A 20,443-nucleotide genomic window follows, 5' to 3' on the forward strand; every position below is an offset into this window, starting at 1 on the left:
CTGCTAAATTTCAAACGATATATAGGATTATAAAAATGACTGAAGCAAAATACATCTGGATGGATGGGAAATTTGTTGATTGGCATGAAGCAAAAGTTCATGTTTTAAGCCACACATTACATTATGGTAATGGTGCAATTGAAGGTACAAAAGCTTATAAAACTCATGATGGAAGATGTGCAATTTTTAAATTAGAAGAGCACACAAAAAGACTTATTAATTCTTCTAAAATGACATTAATTGATGTTCCATATACTATACAAGAGTTAAATGATGCTCAAGTTGAATTATTACAAAAAAATGAGTTATTTGAAGGTGCTTACATTAGACCTTTAGTATATCTTGGTTATGGAGTTATGGGACTTTATCACAAAGATGCCCCTACTCAAGTTTCTATTTCTGCATGGGAATGGGGAGCATATCTTGGTGAAGAGGGTATGAAAAAAGGTGTTAGAGTAAAAATTTCATCTATGACAAGAACTCCTAATACCTCAGGTATGGGAAAAGCAAAAGCAGTTGCTAACTACTTAAACTCTCAAATGGCAAAATTTGAAGCAGTTGAAGCAGGATATGATGAAGCCTTATTAAGAGATGACCAAGGTTATATTGCTGAAGCATCAGGAGCTTGCTTCTTTATTGTTAGAGATGGAGTTATTATTACACCACCAAATGATAATTCATTAGAATCAATTACACAATCAACAGTAATTGATATTGCTAATGATATGGGATATGAAGTTGTTAGAAGAAGAATTACAAGAGAAGAGATTTATATTGCTGATGAAGCATTCTTCACTGGAACTGCTGTAGAAGTAACACCAATTAGAGAAGTTGATTGTAGAGTTATTGGAGCAGGTGAAAGAGGTCCTGTAACCGAAGCGCTTCAAAAGGCTTACTTTGACGTAGTTCAAGGTAAAAATGAAAAGTATGTTAAATATTTAACATACGTAAACTAAAAATAAAAAGGTTAGTAAATGCCAATTGATAACGATTATTTCAAAAATAGACAACAACAAAACAAGGGAAATAGTAACGGTTCTGGAGGAAATGGTGGTGGGGGAAACTATCAACCACCTTTTGAGCCACCAGAATTTTTCAAAAATTTTGGGAAAAAAGCAGGATTTATTTACGTTATTGTAATTATTTTTGCTATTTTATTTATAACAAAACCATTTATGACAATTGAGTCAGGTAATGTTGGTATAAAACAAACATTAGGTAAATATGAAGAACAACCATTAAGACCAGGTTTTCACTTTATAATACCAGGATACCAAAAGGTTACAGTTGTAGATACAAAAGTTAGACTTATGAACTATGCTTCTGTTGAAACAAGTAATGGTTTTGACCAAAGTATTAGAAGTAACCCTGCAATTAATATTCTTGATGCAAGGGGTTTACCAGTTTCTATTGAATTAACTGTTCAATATAGACTTACTGCTGATGGTGCTCCATTAACAATTGCTACATGGGGACCAGCATGGGAAGATAAAATTGTTAACCCTGTTGTAAGAAATATTGTAAGAAATGTTGTTGGTGGATTTAACGCAGAAGAATTACCAACAAGAAGAAATGAAATTGCAACAATGATTGAAAATGGTATTAGAACGCAAATTGAATCACTTGAAAGTAAACCTGTTTCTGTTGAATCTGTTCAGTTAAGAGAAATTGTTCTTCCTCAAAAAATTAAAGAGCAAATTGAAAGAGTTCAAATTGCAAACCAAGAGTCTGAAAGAGTTAGATACGAAGTTTTAAGAGCTAAACAAGAAGCTGAGAAAAAAGCTGCGCTTGCAAAGGGTGAGGCTGATAAAAACAGAATTGAAGCACAAGGTAGAGCAGATGCTGTAACAATTGAAGCTAAAGCGCAAGCAGCAGCAAACAAAGAGATTGCAAAATCTTTAACTGGTGAATTACTTCAAATGCAACAAATTCAAGTTCAAGGGAAATTTAACGATGCACTTAGAGAAAATAAAGATGCTAAAATTTTCTTAACTCCTGGTGGTTCAACTCCAAATATCTGGGTTGATACTAAAAGTAAAACAAGAGATACTGTAATTAATAATCAATAAGAGTGAATTTCACTCTTATTGAAAAGCTATTTCTATGAAACCCCTATTTCTTTTTTTAATACTCTTAAATATAAGCTACTCACAAGACAAAATTATTATTGACGATACAATTAAACTTGAAAAAACAAAAGAGTATTATGAAAAGAAAGAAAATCTTTTAAATGAAGTTCCCCAAGTGAAACAAAAACAAAAAAGAAAAGATAAACTTAATATTGATGGGGATGTTGGCGTAGATAAAAAAACTAAAACAATTGATAATGTAAATATCAATATTGGATCAAAATTTTAAGGTATAAAATGACAAATAGTGAATTAATAAACTGGGAAAAAGTTGATGGAATGGTTCCCGTAATAACACAAGATTCAAGTACTAATGAAGTATTAATGATGGCATATATGGACAAAGAAGCTTTAGATTTAACAATAAAAACAAAGCAAGCCCACTATTTTTCTAGAACTAAACAAAGAATCTGGAAAAAAGGTGAAAGCTCTGGACATATTCAAGATGTGAAAGATATTTTAATTGACTGTGATAATGATACTCTTTTATTAAAAGTTGAACAAACTGGTGTAGCTTGCCATACTGGAAGAAAATCATGTTTCTTTACAAATTTAGAAACAAAAGAAACAACATCTGATGTAGAAATAGATACTACATCAGCATATGGTGTTATTGACAATCTTTACCATGTAATAGAGTCAAGAAAAAACGATGACCCAACAAAATCATATACAGCAAAACTTTTAAATGGAAAACAAAACTCTATGCTTAAAAAGATTGTTGAAGAAGCTGGAGAGTTTACCTTTGCAGTTAAAGATGATGATAAAGATGAGATAGTTTATGAAGCAGCTGATTTAGTTTACCACTGTATGGTTGCCCTTGCTTCTAAAAACATTAATCCTGATCAAATTAAACAAGAAATAGCTAGAAGGTTTGGTTTATCTGGAATTGAAGAAAAAAACTCAAGAGTAGCAACTTAAAAGATAAAATCTTATCTTTTAAGTTTAGTAATAAACATTATTTTTATATTATTTAAAATTATTAACCAGGGTTTTAAATAATAATCTAGAAATATATGCAATATATTCAGGAAATACAAATGGTTACTTTTATGAAGTAATAAACCTAAATGTTAATAAGAGTCTTAGAAAAAGATATGAAGCACCAAAAGAAGCTAGATGGCTAGTTGTAAAAATATACAAAGAAGAAGATGGAATTAGCTACAGATACAACCAATTAATTGATAAAAATCACAAACTGATAAATACAACAAAAAAAATAGCCAGATACAATCCAAATACAAGACCTTGGTTTAAAAAAGCCTTTGGGACGAATAAAGTAATAAAAACTAAGCCTTATCAATTTGTAAATATAAATCAAAAAGGTATTACCTATGCAAAAAGAATTACAGCTACAAATACTATAGTAGGGATAGATGTTTCACTAGAAAGTATTTCTAACTTCTTGCAAAAACAAGCAACAAATAAAGAACAAAAAATAATACTCTTCAAAGATACTTCTGAAATAATTGCATCTATAAATATTGACAAAGATATTACAAAAATACCATATAAAGAGATTTTAATATTTGTAAAAAATAAAAAAATTGAAAAAATTAATTTTAAAATGGAATTAGAAAATGAAAATTATGTTTATTATTCTGTACTTAAATCCGAATCTAAAGATAAAGATTATCTTACTATAATAATTCCAGTAGATACTATAATGAAACCTTTTATAGAAAAAATTTACAACTCTTTTTTTCTTAGCCTTCTTATTTTATCTCTAACAATTCCCCTTATTAAATATGCAACAAATATACTTGTAGAGCCAATTAAAAGACTTGAAAATGAAAATGAGAAAATCATAAAAAGAGACTATGATAATGTTAACTTAATTGAGACTAGAATCAAAGAGTACAATGATTTATCTAAATCTTTATATAGAATGTCATGTTCGATAAAAGGGTTTTTAGAAGAAGAGCAAATTGATGATGTTGATATTTCTAAATATGTATAAAAAAAGGAGACACAAAATTGTATCTCCTTTCTAATAAATTTATTTAGACGAACAAGCTGATACACCAGGAGGTGTAGTAGGCTGAATAGAAGCATTTTCTGCTTTTTCACTAACTTCATCAATAAAAGCTACAAGTTTAGCTGAAGCACTCATATATCTTTTTGCAGATTCAGATTCAGGTTGGAAATAAACAACAGGTTTTCCTGCATCTCCACCCTCTCTAATAGCTGGTTCAATTGGCAACATTCCTAATACTTGTGTATTAAACTGTTCAGCTAATTCATCACATGTTCCCATTCCAAAGATATCAGATTCTTCACCACATTTTGGACAAATAAATCCACTCATATTTTCAACAATTCCTGCAATTGGAATATGAAGTTTTGCAAACATATCAAGTGATCTTCTTGAATCATCAAGTGCTACATGTTGAGGAGTAGTTACATTTATCCCACATGTTACAGGCACACTTTGAGCAAGTGTTAATTGTGCATCACCAGTTCCTGGAGGCATATCAATAAAAAGAATATCTAATTCTTCCCACAAAATATCTCTTAATAATTGTTGGATAGCTTTCATAATCATAGCACCTCTCCAAATAAGAGATTGCCCCTCTTCCATAAGTGAACCCATAGACATTACATCAACACCATAAATTGAAAATGGTTTTGCTTTATTCCCAACAATTTCAACTTCTTGACCTATTAAACCCATCATTCTAGGAATATTTGGTCCATAAATATCAGCATCTAAAATACCAACCTTTTTACCTTGCATAGCGGCTGCAACTGCTAAGTTAACAGTAGTTGTTGATTTACCAACCCCACCTTTTCCTGAACTTACCATTACAAAGTTTTTAATTTGTGGTGCAATATTTTGTCCACTTTGAGAGTTACTATTTTGTTTTGGTGCTTCTGGTTTTTTAATATCAAATACTATATTTGAAACTCCAATTGTACCTAAAACTGTTGAAATACTTTTTTTTAGTTCATCTTCAACTTCAGGTGCACTTGAAGTTATGTCTAAATGTACAGTGCACTTATCTCCATCAAGTTCTACATCCTTTAAAAAACCAAACTCAACGATTGATTTTTGAAATCCTGGATATAAAACTTTTCCTAATTCATCTTTTATTTCAGCTACTGTCATTGTGCTTTTCCTTATTAGTTATAAAATTTTCGTATTATATTTAATATAGGATAATTTTAGTCTTAATTGTACTTTTTACAAGTTGAAGTTTATAAAAAAAATCAAAAATATCCTTAGTATATATAAATTACATAAATCCTTTTTTTTTAGTTCTTTTATTATATTATTCAAATCATGAATAATAACTTTATAGCTAAAATACAAAACTTAAACCTTGACTTTAAAGGTAAAAAACTATTTAAAAACTTAAACTTTGATATATTAGAGAATAAAACTACAGCCTTACTTGGAAGTTCAGGAGTTGGAAAGTCAACATTACTTCGATGTATAGTTGATTTAGAAAAAGAAAATATCACTAATGGTAAAATAACATTAAAAGAAGGTACAAACATAGCTTGGCTTAGTCAAGAAAACTCACTATATCCTTGGCTTAGTATTTTAGATAATGTTCAACTATATCATCATCTAAAGGGGCGGAAAACAAAGCAAACTTTAAAAAAAGCAAAAGAACTTTTAGAACAAGTTAATATGTCAAAACACCTTGATAAAAAAACATATGAACTTTCAGGAGGACAAAAACAAAGAGTTGCATTAGCTAGAACACTTATGCAAGAAGCAAATCTTATTTTAATGGATGAACCCTTTTCAGCATTAGATGCCATTACAAAAATTCAACTACAAGATTTAACTTGTCAATTACTAGAAGATAAAACTGTCGTACTTGTAACCCACGATCCACAAGAAGCTATAAAGCTAGCAAATCATATTTATATTTTAAAAAATCAGCCAGTAGTTTTAGAAGAAGCGGCTTCTTTACAAGGAACCTTACCCCATAAACTATCAAATGAAAAACTATGGAATTTGCAAGAAGAGCTAATATCTAAACTTCAAGGAAATGATATATGAAAAAAACTCTAAAAATATTACTTCCTATTTCATTTTTATTTATTTCATGGCAAAGTATTATTGTAATTTTTGATTTGCCACACTATATACTGCCACAACCAAAAGATGTTTTTCTTCAACTAATAACTCAATACAGCTTACTTTGGGAACATACACAAACTACACTTTTAGAAATAATTGTAGGAATAATACTTGGTTGTATTTTTGGTCTTAGCTCCGCTTTTGCTTTACTTTATTTTAAAAGAATTGAGAAATATTTACTCCCAATACTTGTAATCTCGCAAGCAATCCCTGTATTTGCCATAGCACCTCTTTTGGTTTTATGGTTTGGTTATGGAATGGCTTCAAAAATAGTTATGACTGTAATTATTATATATTTTCCTATAACTACTGCTTGTTATGATGGACTTAAAAACACCCCAAAACAGTGGCTTCAACTTGCATATACATACAATCTAACTCCTCTTCAAACTCTATTTAAAGTACGATTTAAAGCAAGTTTGCCATCTTTAGCTTCAGGACTTAAAATAGCAGTTTGTATAGCTCCCATTGGGGCAGTTATTGGTGAATGGGTTGGTTCATCAAAAGGACTTGGTTATCTTATGTTGCATGCAAATGCAAGAATGCAAATAGACTTGATGTTTTCTGCACTTTTTATATTAATTGTAATGACTTTGAGTATCTATTTTTTAACAGATTTTCTAACAAAAAAATTCATACCTTGGGCTTCACACTTGCATTAATCTGCATTAAATTGACTTAAATTCTTTTTTCTGATAAGATTTGTTTTTCATGCATAGGGAGCTTATATATAGGCTGAGAGGAAGTTTTGAACTTCGACCTTTGAACCTGATCTAGGTAATTCTAGCGTAGGGATTTGTTTTTTACAAATGTATTTTTATACTTCAAATTTAGTCTATCTTTATTCCAAGATAATTTTCTCTTCTTGTGTATTTAAAATCAAAAGGGGAGATATGACAATCACACAAAAACTTATCAAAAACTCGCAGCCATATTGGGACAACTATATAAAGCATGAATTTATTCAGAAACTAGCAAATGGAACACTTGAACTTGAAAATTTTCAACACTATTTAATGCAAGATTATATTTATTTATTCCATTATTGCAGAGCTTTCGCTCTTGCTATGTATAAAAGTGAAAATTTTGAGCAAATGAATTTTTCACAACAAGCTTTAAATGCTACATTAGATGAAATACAACTACATATAAACTATTGCAAAGATTTTGGAATAGATGAGAAATCAATTTATAAACAAAAAGAATCTCCTGCTTGTGTTGCTTACACAAGATATGTACTTGAATGTGGTATGAATGGAGATTTAGCTCAACTTTATGCAGGGCTAATACCTTGTTTTGTTGGTTACGCAAAAGTGGCAGATTATATCACAGAAAATAACTTAAGTGTAGAGAATAATCCTTATCAATCTTGGATAGATATGTATTCTTCAAAAGAGTATCAAGAAGCTGCAAATGATGCAGCAGAGTTTTTTGAAGGACTATGCAAAGACTTATCAAAAAAACAAATGGAAAAGATACAAGATATTTTCACAACAGCAACACGAATGGAAATATCTTTTTGGCAAATGGGTTTAGACCTATCATAAAAGATTAAAAAAACTAAAACATAAAAAATTCAATAAGGGAAATTATGAAAAAGACAATATCAAAAATAACGCTTAGCTTAATGCTATTAGGTTCAAGTGCTTTTGCACAAACTGAAAAAGTAAGCCTACTTTTAGACTGGTTTGTAAATCCAGATCATGCGGCTATTATAATTGCACAACAAAAAGGTTTTTTTGAAAAAAACAATCTTGAAGTAGAGATTATCGAACCAGCTGACCCATCAATGCCACCAAAACTAGTAGCTGCAAAGAAAGCTGATTTGGCAGTAGATTATCAACCACAGCTTCAAATGCAAGTAGCCCAAGGCTTACCATTAGTTAGAATAGCTACACTTGTAAACTCTCCACTTAATAGCTTAGTAGTATTAAAAAATAGTGGTATAAACAAAATAGAAGATTTAAAAGGTAAAAAAGTAGGCTACTCTGTAAGTGGTTTTGAAACAGCATTATTAGACTCAATGTTAAAATCTGTAAATCTATCTTCTAAAGATGTAGAACTTGTAAATGTAAATTGGTCATTATCTCCTTCTTTGATGACTAAACAAGTTGATGCAGTAATAGGTGCTTTTAGAAACTTTGAATTAAATCAATTAAAAATAGAGAAAGAAGAAGGAAAAGCATTTTTCCCTGAAAAATATGGGGTTCCTAAATATGATGAACTTGTAGTTGTAGCAAATAAAGACAATGCATCTGCTAAAAAATATGTAAACTTCGTAAAATCTTTACAAGAAGCTACAAAATATCTAAAAGAGAATCCTAAAAAATCTTGGGAAGCTTTTGTAAGTTATAAACCAAAAGAGTTAGATAATAAATTAAATCGTCTTGCATGGAGTGATACTTTACCTTATCTAGCAACTAATCCTGCTACTTTTGATAAAGAAGTTTATAAACAAATGGCTGATTTTATGAAGCAAAATGAGCTTATTAAAACTTTGCCAAGTTTAGAAGAATATGCTCAAGAAATATTAAAATAAAGAGATAAAATAAAGGCATTAAATGCAAACAAATAATTTAGAAAAATTAAGAAAAAATAGTCCATTAATACTAAATATTACAAATATAGTTGTATGTAATTATGTGGCAAATGGATTATTAAGTATTGGATGTTCTCCTATTATGTCTAATGCAGTAGAGGAGATGGATGAGTTACCAGCTATTTGCCAAGCTTTAGTTATAAATATAGGAACACTTACATGTGATCAAATTGAGGCTATGATTAAAGCAGGTAAATGTGCAAATAAAAATAAAACTCCAGTAGTATTAGATCCCGTTGGTGTTGGGGCAACTACATTTAGACAAGAGACTGTAAAAACTCTTTTAAGTGAGATAAAATTTGATTTAATAAGAGGAAATGCAGGTGAGATTGCCTATCTTGCCCAGGTAAATTGGAATGCAAAAGGTGTAGATGCAGGAAGTGGAGATGGAAATTTATCGCAAATTGCAAAAGATGTAGCTTCAAAATATAATTGTATTGTCTCAATTAGTGGCGAAATTGATTATATAAGTGATGGAGTAAAAGTAGCAAAAATAGAAAATGGATGCGAACTTTTTCCAAAAATTACAGGTTCAGGTTGCCTTTTAAGTGCAGTTTGTGGAGCATTTTTAACTTTAGATGGAACTGCTTTTGATCTAACTTTAAATGCTTGTACAGCTTATGCCATTGCAGGAGAAATTGCACAAGAAACTTTAAAAAATAATCAAACTGGACAGTTTTATGTTAATTTACTTGATAGTTTAGCAAAAATAGATGACAAAATGACAGAAGAATATGCAAAGGTAAGTTTTGAATAAAGAAATGTTAAATGTTAAAAATATGCTTCAAGTCTATTTTATAGCAGGAACTCAAGATTGTCTTCACTTAGGAAATAATCCACAAGAAAACTTACTTTTTATTTTAGAAGAGGCCTTAAAAAAAGGAATTACTTGTTTCCAATTTAGAGAAAAAGGGAGAAACTGCTTACAAAATAAAGAGGATATTTTTAATTTAGCAAAAAAAGCTCAAGATCTTTGTAAAAAATATGATGTGCCTTTTTTTATAAATGATGATATTGTTCTTGCTTTAAAGTTAAATGCCACAGGTATTCATATTGGGCAAGATGATAAAGCAGTAAATGAAGTCATAAAAATCATAGATGGAAAACTAATACTAGGTTTATCTATTAATACTTTAAATCAAGCAATAAAAGCAAAAGATATACAAGGTATTGATTATTTTGGAGTGGGGCCAATATATGAAACTACTTCAAAAAATGATGCAAAACAAAGTGTTGGTTTAGATTTAATAAAAAATATAAGAGATAAAAATATTTTAAAACCACTAGTTGCAATTGGCGGAATAGATGAATTTAAAACAAAAGATATTTTAAAAAATGGTTCTGATGGAGTTGCAGTTATTTCTGCTATCACAAAATCAAAGGATATTAAAAAAACAATAGAAAATTTGAAAGCTTGCTAAATTTGATTTTCTTATACGTATAAGTTATAATATTGAATTAGGGATAGTAAAATAATGGAAAATAATAAAAATCTAAGAAAATTATATTATGACATATATGAAAATATAAATAGTATTAAAATCTGTAAAATCGAATCAGAGCAAGAGATTATAAGTCTTATTATAAAAATAAATATGAATCAATCTATTGAGACTATAAATGAAAATAATATTAATGATGAAGTGATTTTACAAATATTTAGATCCAATGAAGACACCTTAAATAAACTATTATTAATAGATAAAGAGTTATTTGAAATCAAATTTAAGTTATATATTCATCTAATTGATTTATTTAATCAATTATGTAAAATCTATTCAAAAAGTGAATCAAAAAGAACCCTTGTGGAGCCAATAATCGAGGCTTTAATAGAATCAAAAACTTTTTTAAAAATCAAACTTCAATTAAATCAAGAGAAAATCAATATCTTAAACAATCATATAGGACAAGCAAGATATAAATTTTCACATCTAAGTTATTTTGATATTGGAAAAAAAGACATTAACTATGTATTTGAATACTATCAGTCTAAATGTGAAAAGATTGTCCATGGATTTGAACTTTCAAAGGATAGTTCATTTTTAACTTATTTGAAGAATGATAAAGAACTAGAAAAAAGTATTTTTATTAATAATCTAAGTTTTTTACTTTTACAAATGCACTATAAGATAAAATATTTTGACCCAAAACTTAAGTTTGATGATAATCCATATTATAAAAAAATTATTGATTTCTTTTATGAGACTACAAAGTTAAAAGATATAAACAATTTTGAAAAAAAAAGTTTTGAAAAACTTTTACTTCAAGAGTTTATAAAAACTTCTGAGTATCTAGAAGCGAAAGGAATTGGTATTACTGATGAGAAAATTCAATTATTACAACTTAATACAGATGAGTATAAACAATTAATTGATATTATATCAAGCAAGATTAATGTTGATAATGCAGGATAAATAATGAAAAAACTAATAATAGAGAAAATCGATACATTACCACCCCTTCCTAAAAGTGTTTTAGAACTTGAAGAGTTTAGAAAGATGTCACACAAAGAACCTTTAGATTTATTAAAAATCATAGAACAAGATCCTTTGATTATTACTACTGTATTAAGGGTTGCAAACTCAGCAATGTTTGGTTTTGTAAGCGAAGTTGAAACTCCAAGCAGAGCAATCTCATTATTAGGTATAAATTTTACTATCTCCATTGCATTAGGAACTGTTATTCAGAACCTTGTAGATACTAAACTATCTTGTTATGAGGCAACAACTGATGACTTTATGTTTTCTGCAAATCTTTCAAGTGCATTAATTAACTCATGGGTTTCAAAAATTAGTTTTGATTTAAAAGAAGATTTACTTATCCCTGCATTTTTACAAGAAGTTGGGAAATTCATTATTGCTGATATTGTTTCTGAAAGTGGAAAAACTGAAGAGTTTATTGAGCAAGTTAAAATTACAAAAAATGTAACAGCTGTGGAAAAAGAGTTTTTAGGTTTTTCATGTGCTAGAATTACAGCAAATATTTTCAAACACTGGAACTTAAGCCATAACTTAATCTTCTCAATTGGTTTTGTTGAAGATTTAGAACATTGTCCAAAGGATTATGTTGAAAAGGCTAAAATTTTAGAAATTATAAAAATTCTTACAGATATTAAAAACCCATTATCTGATTATAATGTCCAAAGAGCATTAACTAAAGCAAGCGAATATGGCTTTGATGTTGACCTCTTATTACAATCTATAGATACTATTAAATTTAAATTAGAAAATGACCTTTAAGGTTTCATAAGTTACAATTCACTATAATATGTAACTATTTTACCCAAAGGGTCTTTGTGTCAGATATTACATTAATATTACTTTGTGCAGGAAACTCCACAAGATTCGAGCTTTCTTCAAAAAAACAATGGCTAAGAACTGAAAATTCTCCATTGTGGTTATTTGTTACAAAAAGACTTTCAAGTTTTTACTCTTTTAATAAAATCATAATTGCTTCACATGAAGATGAATTAAACTATATGAAAAACTTTACTGATGATGTAACTTTTGTAAAAGGTGGAGAAACTAGACAAGCTTCAATGAAGAATGCATTAAAAGAGGTTACTACTAACTATGTTATGGTAACTGATGTTGCACGGGCTTGCATACCAAAAGAGGTTATAACTAACTTAATAGATGTAAAAAATAAAGCAGACTGTATAGTCCCAATACTAAACGTAAGCGACACAGTCGTTTTCAAAAATGACACAATAAATCGAGATGAAGTAAAGCTTATCCAAACACCACAACTCTCACGAACAAATATTTTAAAAAAAGCACTTGATACAAATAAAGAGTTTACAGATGATAGTAGCGCTATTAAAAATATAGAGGGAAGTGTTCATTATGTACAAGGGTGTTTGAAAAGTAAAAAATTAACTTTTGAAGAAGATATACAAGAAATTGAGTGTATCAAAACACCATCAAAAAACTTCTTTACTGGAACAGGTTTTGATATACATCCATTTGAAGATAATAAAAAAATGTGTCTTGGTGGAGTCAACATTGATGTAGAATATGGGTTTAAAGCACATAGTGATGGTGACGTACTAATACATTCAGTTATAGATGCACTTTTAGGGGCCTGTGGTGCTGGAGATATTGGAGAATTTTTCCCAGATACCGATGAAAGATATAAAGGTGCAGATTCAAAAGAGTTATTAAGACATATTGTTAAATTTATTTATAATGTGGGATATGAAATTGTAAATATTGATTTGACAATAATAGCTCAAAAACCAAAAATAAATCCATATAAAAATCAAATTAAATCTACTATGGCGCAACTTTTAAATTTAGAGAAACAATTTGTAAATATCAAAGCGACTACAGCAGAAAAATTAGGATTTATTGGTAGAAGTGAGGGAGTTGCAGTTCAAAGTATTGCAACGTTAAAATATTATGAGTGGGATAGAAAATGAATATATTAATTATAGAGAGTGAGATTTATTTAGCACAAAAAGTTGTGTCTAGATTATTAGATGATGGACATAATTGTGATTTTGTTGAATCACCAAATATTGAAAATTTAACAAAAGATTATGATATTATTCTTTTATCAACATCTTTACCTGCTGCATTATGTAAAACAATTATTAGAAGATACAATGATTCAATTATTCTTTTATTAGTTTCATATATTTCAGATGAAACTGTAACTGACCCAATTAAAGAGGGTGCAAAAGATTATATTATGAAGCCATTTATTATGGATGAGCTTATTAGAAAAATTTATCACTATAGAGAGTGTAAATCACTTAGAAAAGAGTTATTTACCTTAAGAGAATATCTTGATTTTCAATTTAAAGATGTAGATACAACAGGAACTATCCTTCCAACATCATTTCCAATATTAATTGAAACAAACTCACAAATTGCTGCAGATAAGTTAACCTTTGAATTATCAAGAAAACTAAACTTACATATGAAATTTATTTCACTAAGTGATGAAAATTGGCAAAAACATTTAAATGATAAATTCAATGGTATTTTATACCTAACAGAATATCAAACCTTAAAAAGAAGCGCAAAAGAGAGTCTAAATAGACTTGTTGAAGATAAAAAATGTGTAATTGTTTCAATGGAAAAAGAAGAAGAGTTTCCTTATACAAAAATTGACTTTCATAAAGAAGACAATATGATGCCAACAAATTCTATAATGACAATCAACGATTATGTAAAATTGATGGTATTATCATATCAAACTAAATACCCTGATACTGAACTATCAAAAAAACTTGGTATCTCAAGAAAATCTCTTTGGGAAAAAAGAAAAAAACTCGGTATAGAAAAAAAGAAATAAGAGAAAACATGAGAAAACTATTTTTAACTTTATTTTATAGTGGATTAAGTCCAAAAGCACCAGGAACAGTTGGAAGCTTTCTTGCACTTATTTTAGGTATTGCATTACTTCAAATAATTGATGTTTCTACCCTATTTTTATTAGCAATTTTAATCACTGTTATTGCAGTGAAACAGATTAATATTTATGAAGAAGAAGTGGGAGTTCATGATGGTAAAGAGATTGTTATTGATGAACTTGCTGGTATGTGGATTGCTCTTTCAATTTGTGGAATTACACAAGAAAACATTATTATAATGTCTTCATTAGCCTTTGTTTATTTTAGACTTTTTGATATTTGGAAACCATCTATAATTGGAAGAATTGATGAAAAAGTTGAAGGTGGCTGGGGAGTTATGGGAGATGATGTTGTAGCTGGTATTGCAGCAGGTATAGCAACAGCAGGAACTTATCAATTAGTAGAAAAGTTTTTAATTTAAACTTTTTCTATTTATTACATAAACACCAAACAAAATTAGAACTGTTCCAATTAAATCTACTAAATCTATATCTTCACCAACAATAAAAAAACCAATCAATAATGCAACTATTGGTGGTAAATAAGTAGCTGATGAAGCTCTAACTGCACCTAAGTGTTCTATTAAATAATAATACAAAATAAATGCCAATCCAGTCCCTAATAAACCTAAGCCAATAACTGTTCCCAATAAAACATTCATATTTGAGCTGATATTTGATATTCCATCATAATCAACAAATAAAGATAAGGTAAGAGTAGCAAAAGCTAATTGGTAGCTTGTGAGGGCTGAAAAGTGTATTTTCAATGGACTTATAAATCTCTTTGCATATACAAAAGATGAGCCAACAACTAGTGAACCCAGAATAATAGCTTTAATCCCTTCAATATTTGATTCGAACACATCAAACTCATAAGGTTTTGCAATTAAAATAACCCCTAATAAACCTATTAATATTCCAAACAATCTTTTATCTAACTTTTCATCTTTTAAAAATATTACGGCCAAAGTAAATGCAAATAAAGGAACTGAAGCACTAAGTGCACCCGTTATTCCTGATAAAAGTAATGAAGAAGCTTTTACAAAATAGTAATAATAAACAGATGCTCCAAGTAAAGACATAATAAAAAAATGAAATGCATATTTAAAATGCTCTATTTTCATAGTTTTTTTATATATTGTGTAAATTAAAACTGGAATAAAACCAAATAAAACCCTTAAGAATACAACTTGTAAATCACTTATATACTCAGTTGCTAATTTCATATATATAAAATTACTTCCCCAAATAATTCCAAGTAATAAAAAAATAAATATAGCTTTTTTAGTTTCCAAAATTTAGACTAGAATATTTATGTTAAATAGTAAAATAAGTTAACTTATTTTACTATTTTTGCGAATTCATCAAAAATATATTTTGATTCATGAGGACCTGGACTTGCCTCTGGGTGATGTTGAACTGAGAATATTGCTTTATTCTTATATTTAACACCTTCAATTGTATTATCAAATAGATTTATATGTGTTACATCAGCAATTTGGATAATTGAATCTGGAACATTATAGTTATGGTTTTGTGCTGTAATTTCAACAACTTTTTCAGGGTTTGCAACTGGGTGATTTCCACCATGTTGTCCAAATTTTAATTTATATGTATCAAAACCATGGGCGATTGAAAGCATTTGGTGACCTAAACAAATTGCAAACATTGGGATATCTTTATCAATAAGTTTTTGAACCTCTTTTTTCTCTTCAGTTAAAGTTAGTGGATCACCAGGACCATTTGATAAGAAAATCCCTCCAATCTCACCAGCTTCAAATCTAGCAATTAAATCATCGGCTTTAAATGTAGATGGAACTACTTCAACTTCAAGACCTGATTCAACAAGCTCATTTAAGATATTTCTTTTTACACCAAAATCAACAACTACAACTTTTTTATCACTCATAACTGCTTTGTTGTAAGCTTGTACTTCATGATCCCAAGCTCCATTTTTATGGATATAAACCTCTTTTGTAGAGACTTCTTTAATATAATTTATATCTTCAATTCTAGGGCTTTCACTTAGTTTCTTAGCTAATTCATCTTTGTCACTAATTTCAGTTGAAGCAATCATCATCATTGCTCCTTCATCTCTTAACATTTTAGTTAAGTATCTAGTATCGATATTACAAATTCCAAGAACGTTATTATCTTTTAATAATGTATCTAAATCACCTTGGGCTCTATAATTTGAATATTCATGATGATAATTTCTAACTAAAACACCTTTACAGTATGCAGTTTTACTTTCCATATCATCAGCATTTACTCCAACATTCCCAATCTCTGGCATCGTAAAAGTTACAAATTGTCCAGCATAACTTGGATCTGTTATTATCTCCTGGTAACCAGTTAATGATGTATTAAATACAATCTCACCCACTGTTGTTCCAGTAGCACCAAAAGAGTTAGCCTCTAAAAACGTACCATTTTCAATATAAATCCATACTTTTTGCATCTTACATTAACCCTCGTTTAATTAGTTCTTCTTCATATAATCTATGATAAACAATATCATATTCATCTGTTCCTGGAATAAGTTTTCTTTTATAATTTTTTATCTTTTCCATAACTTTGTCATCAGCTTTTTCAAAGCCTTTTAAAAACTCATCAATTGATTCAAAAATTACATTTTTAATTTTATTATCTGAACATGTATAATGGATATAATCCTCTTCCCATAAAAAATCTAATATTTTATGTGCAATGTCAGAATATCTATCTTCATTATTTAATATAACACCAAACTCATTAGCCATTCTTTTTTTCGCAAGCCAAAAAAGTTGTCTATAATCAGCATTTAAATATTCAATCTCTTCTTGCTGTTCATCTAAAACATCTGCAACTTTGTCGTCTAACTCATGCTCTTTTTCAATATCTTGATCTAATATTTTCTCTATTTCATCTGCAATTTCTTCTCTAGTTTTTCTAACTTCTACTAGATCACAGTTTACCAAATCTCTTGAAATTCTTCTAGAAATATATGGTGTATGATGTAACTTCATTCTCATTGGTTTATCCCCTAATAATTGTATCGTCTCTCTCTGGTGAAGTTGATACGATCCCTACTTTTACACCAGTTAATTCTTCTATTTTTTCAATATATTTTTTTGCATTCGCAGGTAATTTATCATAATCTCTACAACCAACTACACTATCCCATCCATCAATCTCTTCATAAACAGGTCTTACATCATCCATATCCGATGGCATATAATCAATTCTTTCCCCATTTAATTCATATGCAACACAAATTTTAATTTTTGGGAAACCATCTAACACATCAAGTTTCATTAAAGATAATTGATCGCATCCATTTAATCTGCTTGAATATTTAACTGCAACGGCATCAAACCAACCACATCTTCTTTTTCTACCAGTTGTTGTCCCAACTTCATGACCAACTTCTGCAAGTTTATCCCCATCTGGCCCAAAATCTTCAGATGGGAAAGGTCCATTTCCAACTCTTGTACAATATGCTTTAACAATACCAGTTACAACACCAATATCTTTTGGAGCAATTCCTAAACCAGTACAAGCACCAGCACTAACTGTACTTGAAGATGTTACATATGGATAAGTTCCATGGTCAATATCAAGTAGCGTTCCTTGAGCACCTTCTAATAAAATCTTTTTATTTTCATCTAAAGCTTTCCAAACCATATTTGTAGTATTTGCAATAAATGGTGCAAGTTCTTGTGTATATGAAGCTAATAATTCTACTAATTCATCCTCTTTTGGTGTTTCAATCTCTAAAACATCAAATATAGCTTTACTTTGTTCAAAATACTCAATAATTCCAGAAGCTAATTTTTTAGGGTTTAATAACTCACCTACTCTAAAACCTGTTCTTGAAATTTTTTCAGCATAACTTGGCCCAATACCTTTTCCAGTTGTACCAATAGCTTTATCACCTTTTAGTCTTTCTTTTGCTTGATCAATTAAAGCATGATAAGGTAAATTTAAATGTGCCTTATCAGAGATAAATAATCTACCTTCTAAGTTATCAAATTGACTCATCTCTTTAATTATTGATTCAGGACTTAATACAACACCATTACCAATAATATTTATAGCTTTTGGATTTAATACCCCTGAAGGGATTAAGTGTAAAGCATATCTAGTTCCATCAACCCAAATAGTATGTCCTGCATTGTGTCCACCTTGACTTCTACATACAACATCATAATTTTGGGCAAGCATATCAACCATCTTACCTTTACCTTCATCTCCCCATTGAATACCTACAATTAAATCTGCGCTCATTCCTAATCCTCTAAAATTTTTAATAAACTATCTGTATAAAATGCAAATCCTAAAGAAGAAATTCCTTCAGAACTATATTGTCCACCTTTGCAAATTACATAATTATCTTGAATTACTCTATAGTAAACATCATCATAATATTTTAAACTTCCATGATAAAGCGGTGCAATCACTAAATTTTTATATGAAACCTCTTTAGCACTTTTTAAAAGTTTTTCTAATTCTGCTTTAATTGATGATGGAACATCATCTATACATTTTTCTAAATCTTGAACATCTTTTACTTTTATAAGCTCTTCCAACCATGGGATATTTAACTCTAAAAGTTTAGCTATTTCACCATTTTTAAATAATTCAACATCAATATTTAATTCGTTTGCAACCAATTTTGGAATATTGATATTAGAAAGTTGTAAAATAGGATCAATTCCAATATTTTTTAATACAACACCTGTAAGGTTTAAAATATCAACAATATTATCATGGTCAATCCACTCACATCCAATTTGATAATCTTCAGTTGAAGGATATGTAAAAATTGGTTGAACGTAAAACCATTTTTTATGACTTGTTGTTCTTCCTAACCTTTTTGTGATGATTCTAACTACATCCAGTGTTGAATCAGCTCTTAAGCTAACTTGTTCATTTTTCTCATCAGAAAACTTAATTAGCTTTCTATCATTTGTTATTGACTGGTGTTGAGAGTAAGAAAAATTTGGAGTAACAATCTCTTCAAAACCTTCATTATCTAAGATATTACTAATTTTGTTTTCTAATTCTCTTTTTGCTTTAGCAGCTTTACCAAAATAAAGTCTACTACCCTTTGGTATTTCATGTTCAAAAATCATATTTACCCTAAAAACATATTTTCAGCAAAAACTTTATTTGCTGTTCCATCATATTTTCTTAAACCTAATTCATCGTATGCTAATTCAATTGCATTAACTGCCCAAGAAGCTTCAAAATCTTCTACTAATCCCATATGATTAATTCTGAAGATTAATTTTTTAATATGCTCTTGACCACCTGCTATATTTACATTATATTTTGTTTTTAAAACATTTCTAATTACAGGAGCATGTTCAGTATAAACTGTTGTCATAGCATTTGCAGGATTACTTGGATAAATTTCACATCCAATAGCTTTTAAAGCTTCTCTAGTAGCTTTTGCTCTTTTTTCAGTTTCAGCATATAAATTTTCAAATCCAATATTTTTTAATTCTTTTAAAATTGCACATAAACCAATTGTTAAAGTTGTAGCTGCAGTCCATGCTGTTGTATTTGTTTTTTGTTTTTTTATTTCTGTTGCTAAGTTAAAATAAAAACCTCTTGGAGAGTTTTCAATATTTGCAACTGCTTTATTTGATAATCCAATCATTGCAAGACCAGGAGGTAACATAAGTGCCTTTTGACTTCCTGTGATTAATGCATCTAGATTTGTTGTATCGATTTTTTCAACACCAACTGCTGTAATTCCATCTGCTACAATCATAATCTCTGGATTGATTTTTTTAACTTCTTGTGCCATTTGTTCAACTGGATGTCTTAAACCACCAGCACTTTCACAAATTTGGATAAAAATTGCATCAATATCTTTATCTTCTTTTATTGTTTCAACAATTTTATCAACTGAAACAGGAGTATTCCATTCATTTATAATTTCTGTTTTTTCAATACCATGGGCATCACAGATTTTTCCAAATCTTTCACCGAACTTTCCTGAGTTAACAGTTAAAGCCTTCTTTTTTGTTAAGTTTGTAACACAAGCTTCCATAGCTCCTGTCCCACTACAAGCTAACATAACAGCTTCTGGCATATCAAGTAATTCTAATAATAAATTTCTAGTTTCTTCAAATATTTTTTCAAACTCTGGTGTTCTATGATGAATTGTAACATCAGCCATAGCTTTTCTAACAAACTCTGGTACAGGGGTAGGTCCTGGTGTTAAAAGCATATCTTTATCCTCAATAATAAAATGTCATTTTTAGTAAA

Annotated in this window: 23 protein-coding genes and 1 riboswitch; of the genes, 16 read left to right on the top strand and 7 right to left on the bottom strand. The window is 29.3% G+C overall.

Annotated elements, in window-relative coordinates; translation table 11 throughout:
- Positions 1-35 precede the first annotated feature (35 nt).
- From AC2TY9_RS02265 to AC2TY9_RS02285, 5 genes are all read left to right on the top strand, one after another.
- Entirely contained in the window at positions 36-956 is a 921-nt protein-coding gene (locus AC2TY9_RS02265) for a branched-chain amino acid transaminase (protein ID WP_489779230.1), read from the top strand.
- An 18-nt stretch (positions 957-974) separates the two neighbouring features.
- A complete protein-coding gene (locus AC2TY9_RS02270; protein WP_489779232.1) occupies positions 975-2,069 on the top strand; it encodes an SPFH domain-containing protein in 1,095 nt (364 codons plus the stop codon).
- Between the two features lie 34 nt (positions 2,070-2,103).
- Positions 2,104-2,358 (top strand): hypothetical protein, encoded by a 255-nt coding sequence (locus AC2TY9_RS02275; RefSeq protein ID WP_489779234.1) that lies wholly within the window; start codon positions 2,104-2,106, stop codon positions 2,356-2,358.
- Positions 2,359-2,366: 8 nt separating this feature from the next.
- Entirely contained in the window at positions 2,367-3,050 is a 684-nt protein-coding gene (hisIE, locus tag AC2TY9_RS02280; RefSeq protein WP_489779235.1) for a bifunctional phosphoribosyl-AMP cyclohydrolase/phosphoribosyl-ATP diphosphatase HisIE, read from the top strand.
- A gap of 484 nt (positions 3,051-3,534) precedes the next feature.
- Entirely contained in the window at positions 3,535-4,089 is a 555-nt protein-coding gene (locus tag AC2TY9_RS02285; RefSeq protein ID WP_489779236.1) for a hypothetical protein, read from the top strand.
- Between the two features lie 39 nt (positions 4,090-4,128).
- On the opposite strand, the gene AC2TY9_RS02290 is transcribed toward AC2TY9_RS02285, so the two are convergent.
- Positions 4,129-5,238: an Mrp/NBP35 family ATP-binding protein gene (locus AC2TY9_RS02290; RefSeq protein WP_489779238.1), complete on the bottom strand. Its 1,110-nt coding sequence runs from the start codon at positions 5,236-5,238 to the stop codon at positions 4,129-4,131.
- A gap of 174 nt (positions 5,239-5,412) precedes the next feature.
- On the opposite strand from AC2TY9_RS02290, the gene AC2TY9_RS02295 reads away from it, so the two are divergent.
- The 11 genes from AC2TY9_RS02295 (at position 5,413) to AC2TY9_RS02345 (ending at position 14,604) form a co-directional block, all read left to right on the top strand.
- Positions 5,413-6,144: an ABC transporter ATP-binding protein gene (locus AC2TY9_RS02295; RefSeq protein WP_489779239.1), complete on the top strand. Its 732-nt coding sequence runs from the start codon at positions 5,413-5,415 to the stop codon at positions 6,142-6,144.
- Positions 6,141-6,887, top strand: a complete 747-nt coding sequence (locus AC2TY9_RS02300; protein ID WP_489779240.1) for an ABC transporter permease — start codon at positions 6,141-6,143, stop codon at positions 6,885-6,887. The genes AC2TY9_RS02295 and AC2TY9_RS02300 overlap by 4 nt, the downstream gene beginning before the upstream one ends.
- A 46-nt stretch (positions 6,888-6,933) precedes the next feature.
- Positions 6,934-7,037: riboswitch (TPP riboswitch) on the top strand.
- Between the two features lie 81 nt (positions 7,038-7,118).
- Complete coding sequence (gene tenA, locus AC2TY9_RS02305; RefSeq protein WP_489779241.1) at positions 7,119-7,772, top strand: thiaminase II; 654 nt, start codon at positions 7,119-7,121, stop codon at positions 7,770-7,772.
- 44 nt (positions 7,773-7,816) lie between these two features.
- On the top strand, positions 7,817-8,764 hold the full coding sequence (locus AC2TY9_RS02310) for an ABC transporter substrate-binding protein (RefSeq protein WP_489779242.1): 948 nt from the start codon (positions 7,817-7,819) through the stop codon (positions 8,762-8,764).
- 22 nt (positions 8,765-8,786) lie between these two features.
- Entirely contained in the window at positions 8,787-9,581 is a 795-nt protein-coding gene (gene thiM, locus AC2TY9_RS02315) for a hydroxyethylthiazole kinase (RefSeq protein ID WP_489779243.1), read from the top strand.
- On the top strand, positions 9,574-10,245 hold the full coding sequence (gene thiE / locus AC2TY9_RS02320; protein WP_489779245.1) for a thiamine phosphate synthase: 672 nt from the start codon (positions 9,574-9,576) through the stop codon (positions 10,243-10,245). The genes thiM and thiE overlap by 8 nt, the downstream gene beginning before the upstream one ends.
- Before the next feature lie 54 nt (positions 10,246-10,299).
- Positions 10,300-11,238, top strand: coding sequence for a hypothetical protein (locus AC2TY9_RS02325; protein WP_489779246.1), 939 nt, complete (start codon positions 10,300-10,302; stop codon positions 11,236-11,238).
- A gap of 3 nt (positions 11,239-11,241) precedes the next feature.
- The gene (locus AC2TY9_RS02330) at positions 11,242-12,063 is read left to right on the top strand and encodes an HDOD domain-containing protein (RefSeq protein WP_489779248.1); all 822 of its coding nucleotides are present in this window, start codon (positions 11,242-11,244) and stop codon (positions 12,061-12,063) included.
- A 56-nt stretch (positions 12,064-12,119) separates the two neighbouring features.
- The gene (locus AC2TY9_RS02335; RefSeq protein WP_489779250.1) at positions 12,120-13,244 is read left to right on the top strand and encodes a bifunctional 2-C-methyl-D-erythritol 4-phosphate cytidylyltransferase/2-C-methyl-D-erythritol 2,4-cyclodiphosphate synthase; all 1,125 of its coding nucleotides are present in this window, start codon (positions 12,120-12,122) and stop codon (positions 13,242-13,244) included.
- On the top strand, positions 13,241-14,125 hold the full coding sequence (locus AC2TY9_RS02340; RefSeq protein WP_489779251.1) for a DNA-binding transcriptional response regulator: 885 nt from the start codon (positions 13,241-13,243) through the stop codon (positions 14,123-14,125). Before AC2TY9_RS02335 ends, AC2TY9_RS02340 begins: the two co-directional genes overlap by 4 nt.
- 8 nt (positions 14,126-14,133) lie before the next feature.
- Complete coding sequence (locus AC2TY9_RS02345; RefSeq protein WP_489779252.1) at positions 14,134-14,604, top strand: phosphatidylglycerophosphatase A family protein; 471 nt, start codon at positions 14,134-14,136, stop codon at positions 14,602-14,604.
- On the opposite strand, the gene AC2TY9_RS02350 is transcribed toward AC2TY9_RS02345, so the two are convergent.
- From AC2TY9_RS02350 to AC2TY9_RS02375, 6 genes are read right to left on the bottom strand one after another with little or no spacing between them, the layout of a single operon-like run.
- Positions 14,596-15,477, bottom strand: coding sequence for a DMT family transporter (locus tag AC2TY9_RS02350; RefSeq protein ID WP_489779254.1), 882 nt, complete (start codon positions 15,475-15,477; stop codon positions 14,596-14,598). The genes AC2TY9_RS02345 and AC2TY9_RS02350 overlap by 9 nt on opposite strands.
- A gap of 44 nt (positions 15,478-15,521) precedes the next feature.
- Positions 15,522-16,643 (bottom strand): glutamine-hydrolyzing carbamoyl-phosphate synthase small subunit, encoded by a 1,122-nt coding sequence (carA, locus tag AC2TY9_RS02355; RefSeq protein ID WP_489779256.1) that lies wholly within the window; start codon positions 16,641-16,643, stop codon positions 15,522-15,524.
- A 1-nt stretch (position 16,644) separates the two neighbouring features.
- Entirely contained in the window at positions 16,645-17,196 is a 552-nt protein-coding gene (locus AC2TY9_RS02360; RefSeq protein WP_489779258.1) for a DUF507 family protein, read from the bottom strand.
- Between the two features lie 4 nt (positions 17,197-17,200).
- Positions 17,201-18,451 carry an adenylosuccinate synthase gene (locus tag AC2TY9_RS02365; RefSeq protein WP_489779259.1) on the bottom strand — a complete coding sequence of 417 codons (1,251 nt, stop codon included), beginning with the start codon at positions 18,449-18,451 and terminating at the stop codon, positions 17,201-17,203.
- Positions 18,452-18,453: 2 nt separating this feature from the next.
- Positions 18,454-19,299: an ATP phosphoribosyltransferase regulatory subunit gene (locus tag AC2TY9_RS02370; protein ID WP_489779260.1), complete on the bottom strand. Its 846-nt coding sequence runs from the start codon at positions 19,297-19,299 to the stop codon at positions 18,454-18,456.
- A 2-nt stretch (positions 19,300-19,301) separates the two neighbouring features.
- Positions 19,302-20,405 (bottom strand): pyridoxal-phosphate-dependent aminotransferase family protein, encoded by a 1,104-nt coding sequence (locus AC2TY9_RS02375; RefSeq protein WP_489779261.1) that lies wholly within the window; start codon positions 20,403-20,405, stop codon positions 19,302-19,304.
- Between the last annotated feature and the right edge of the window lie 38 nt (positions 20,406-20,443).

The organism is Arcobacter sp. ISO1, from assembly GCF_058105185.1.

What these genes read in the sequence shown, in the direction of transcription:
- AC2TY9_RS02265 (WP_489779230.1), top strand. Translation starts at nt 36, where the DNA reads ATGACTGAAGCAAAATACATCTGGATGGATGGGAAATTTGTTGATTGG.
- AC2TY9_RS02270 (WP_489779232.1), top strand. Translation starts at nt 975, where the DNA reads ATGCCAATTGATAACGATTATTTCAAAAATAGACAACAACAAAACAAG.
- AC2TY9_RS02275 (WP_489779234.1), top strand. Translation starts at nt 2,104, where the DNA reads ATGAAACCCCTATTTCTTTTTTTAATACTCTTAAATATAAGCTACTCA.
- hisIE (WP_489779235.1), top strand. Translation starts at nt 2,367, where the DNA reads ATGACAAATAGTGAATTAATAAACTGGGAAAAAGTTGATGGAATGGTT.
- AC2TY9_RS02290 (WP_489779238.1), bottom strand. Translation starts at nt 5,238, where the DNA reads ATGACAGTAGCTGAAATAAAAGATGAATTAGGAAAAGTTTTATATCCA.
- AC2TY9_RS02295 (WP_489779239.1), top strand. Translation starts at nt 5,413, where the DNA reads ATGAATAATAACTTTATAGCTAAAATACAAAACTTAAACCTTGACTTT.
- AC2TY9_RS02300 (WP_489779240.1), top strand. Translation starts at nt 6,141, where the DNA reads ATGAAAAAAACTCTAAAAATATTACTTCCTATTTCATTTTTATTTATT.
- tenA (WP_489779241.1), top strand. Translation starts at nt 7,119, where the DNA reads ATGACAATCACACAAAAACTTATCAAAAACTCGCAGCCATATTGGGAC.
- AC2TY9_RS02310 (WP_489779242.1), top strand. Translation starts at nt 7,817, where the DNA reads ATGAAAAAGACAATATCAAAAATAACGCTTAGCTTAATGCTATTAGGT.
- thiM (WP_489779243.1), top strand. Translation starts at nt 8,787, where the DNA reads ATGCAAACAAATAATTTAGAAAAATTAAGAAAAAATAGTCCATTAATA.
- AC2TY9_RS02325 (WP_489779246.1), top strand. Translation starts at nt 10,300, where the DNA reads ATGGAAAATAATAAAAATCTAAGAAAATTATATTATGACATATATGAA.
- AC2TY9_RS02330 (WP_489779248.1), top strand. Translation starts at nt 11,242, where the DNA reads ATGAAAAAACTAATAATAGAGAAAATCGATACATTACCACCCCTTCCT.
- AC2TY9_RS02340 (WP_489779251.1), top strand. Translation starts at nt 13,241, where the DNA reads ATGAATATATTAATTATAGAGAGTGAGATTTATTTAGCACAAAAAGTT.
- AC2TY9_RS02345 (WP_489779252.1), top strand. Translation starts at nt 14,134, where the DNA reads ATGAGAAAACTATTTTTAACTTTATTTTATAGTGGATTAAGTCCAAAA.
- carA (WP_489779256.1), bottom strand. Translation starts at nt 16,643, where the DNA reads ATGCAAAAAGTATGGATTTATATTGAAAATGGTACGTTTTTAGAGGCT.
- AC2TY9_RS02360 (WP_489779258.1), bottom strand. Translation starts at nt 17,196, where the DNA reads ATGAGAATGAAGTTACATCATACACCATATATTTCTAGAAGAATTTCA.
- AC2TY9_RS02365 (WP_489779259.1), bottom strand. Translation starts at nt 18,451, where the DNA reads ATGAGCGCAGATTTAATTGTAGGTATTCAATGGGGAGATGAAGGTAAA.
- AC2TY9_RS02370 (WP_489779260.1), bottom strand. Translation starts at nt 19,299, where the DNA reads ATGATTTTTGAACATGAAATACCAAAGGGTAGTAGACTTTATTTTGGT.
- AC2TY9_RS02375 (WP_489779261.1), bottom strand. Translation starts at nt 20,405, where the DNA reads ATGCTTTTAACACCAGGACCTACCCCTGTACCAGAGTTTGTTAGAAAA.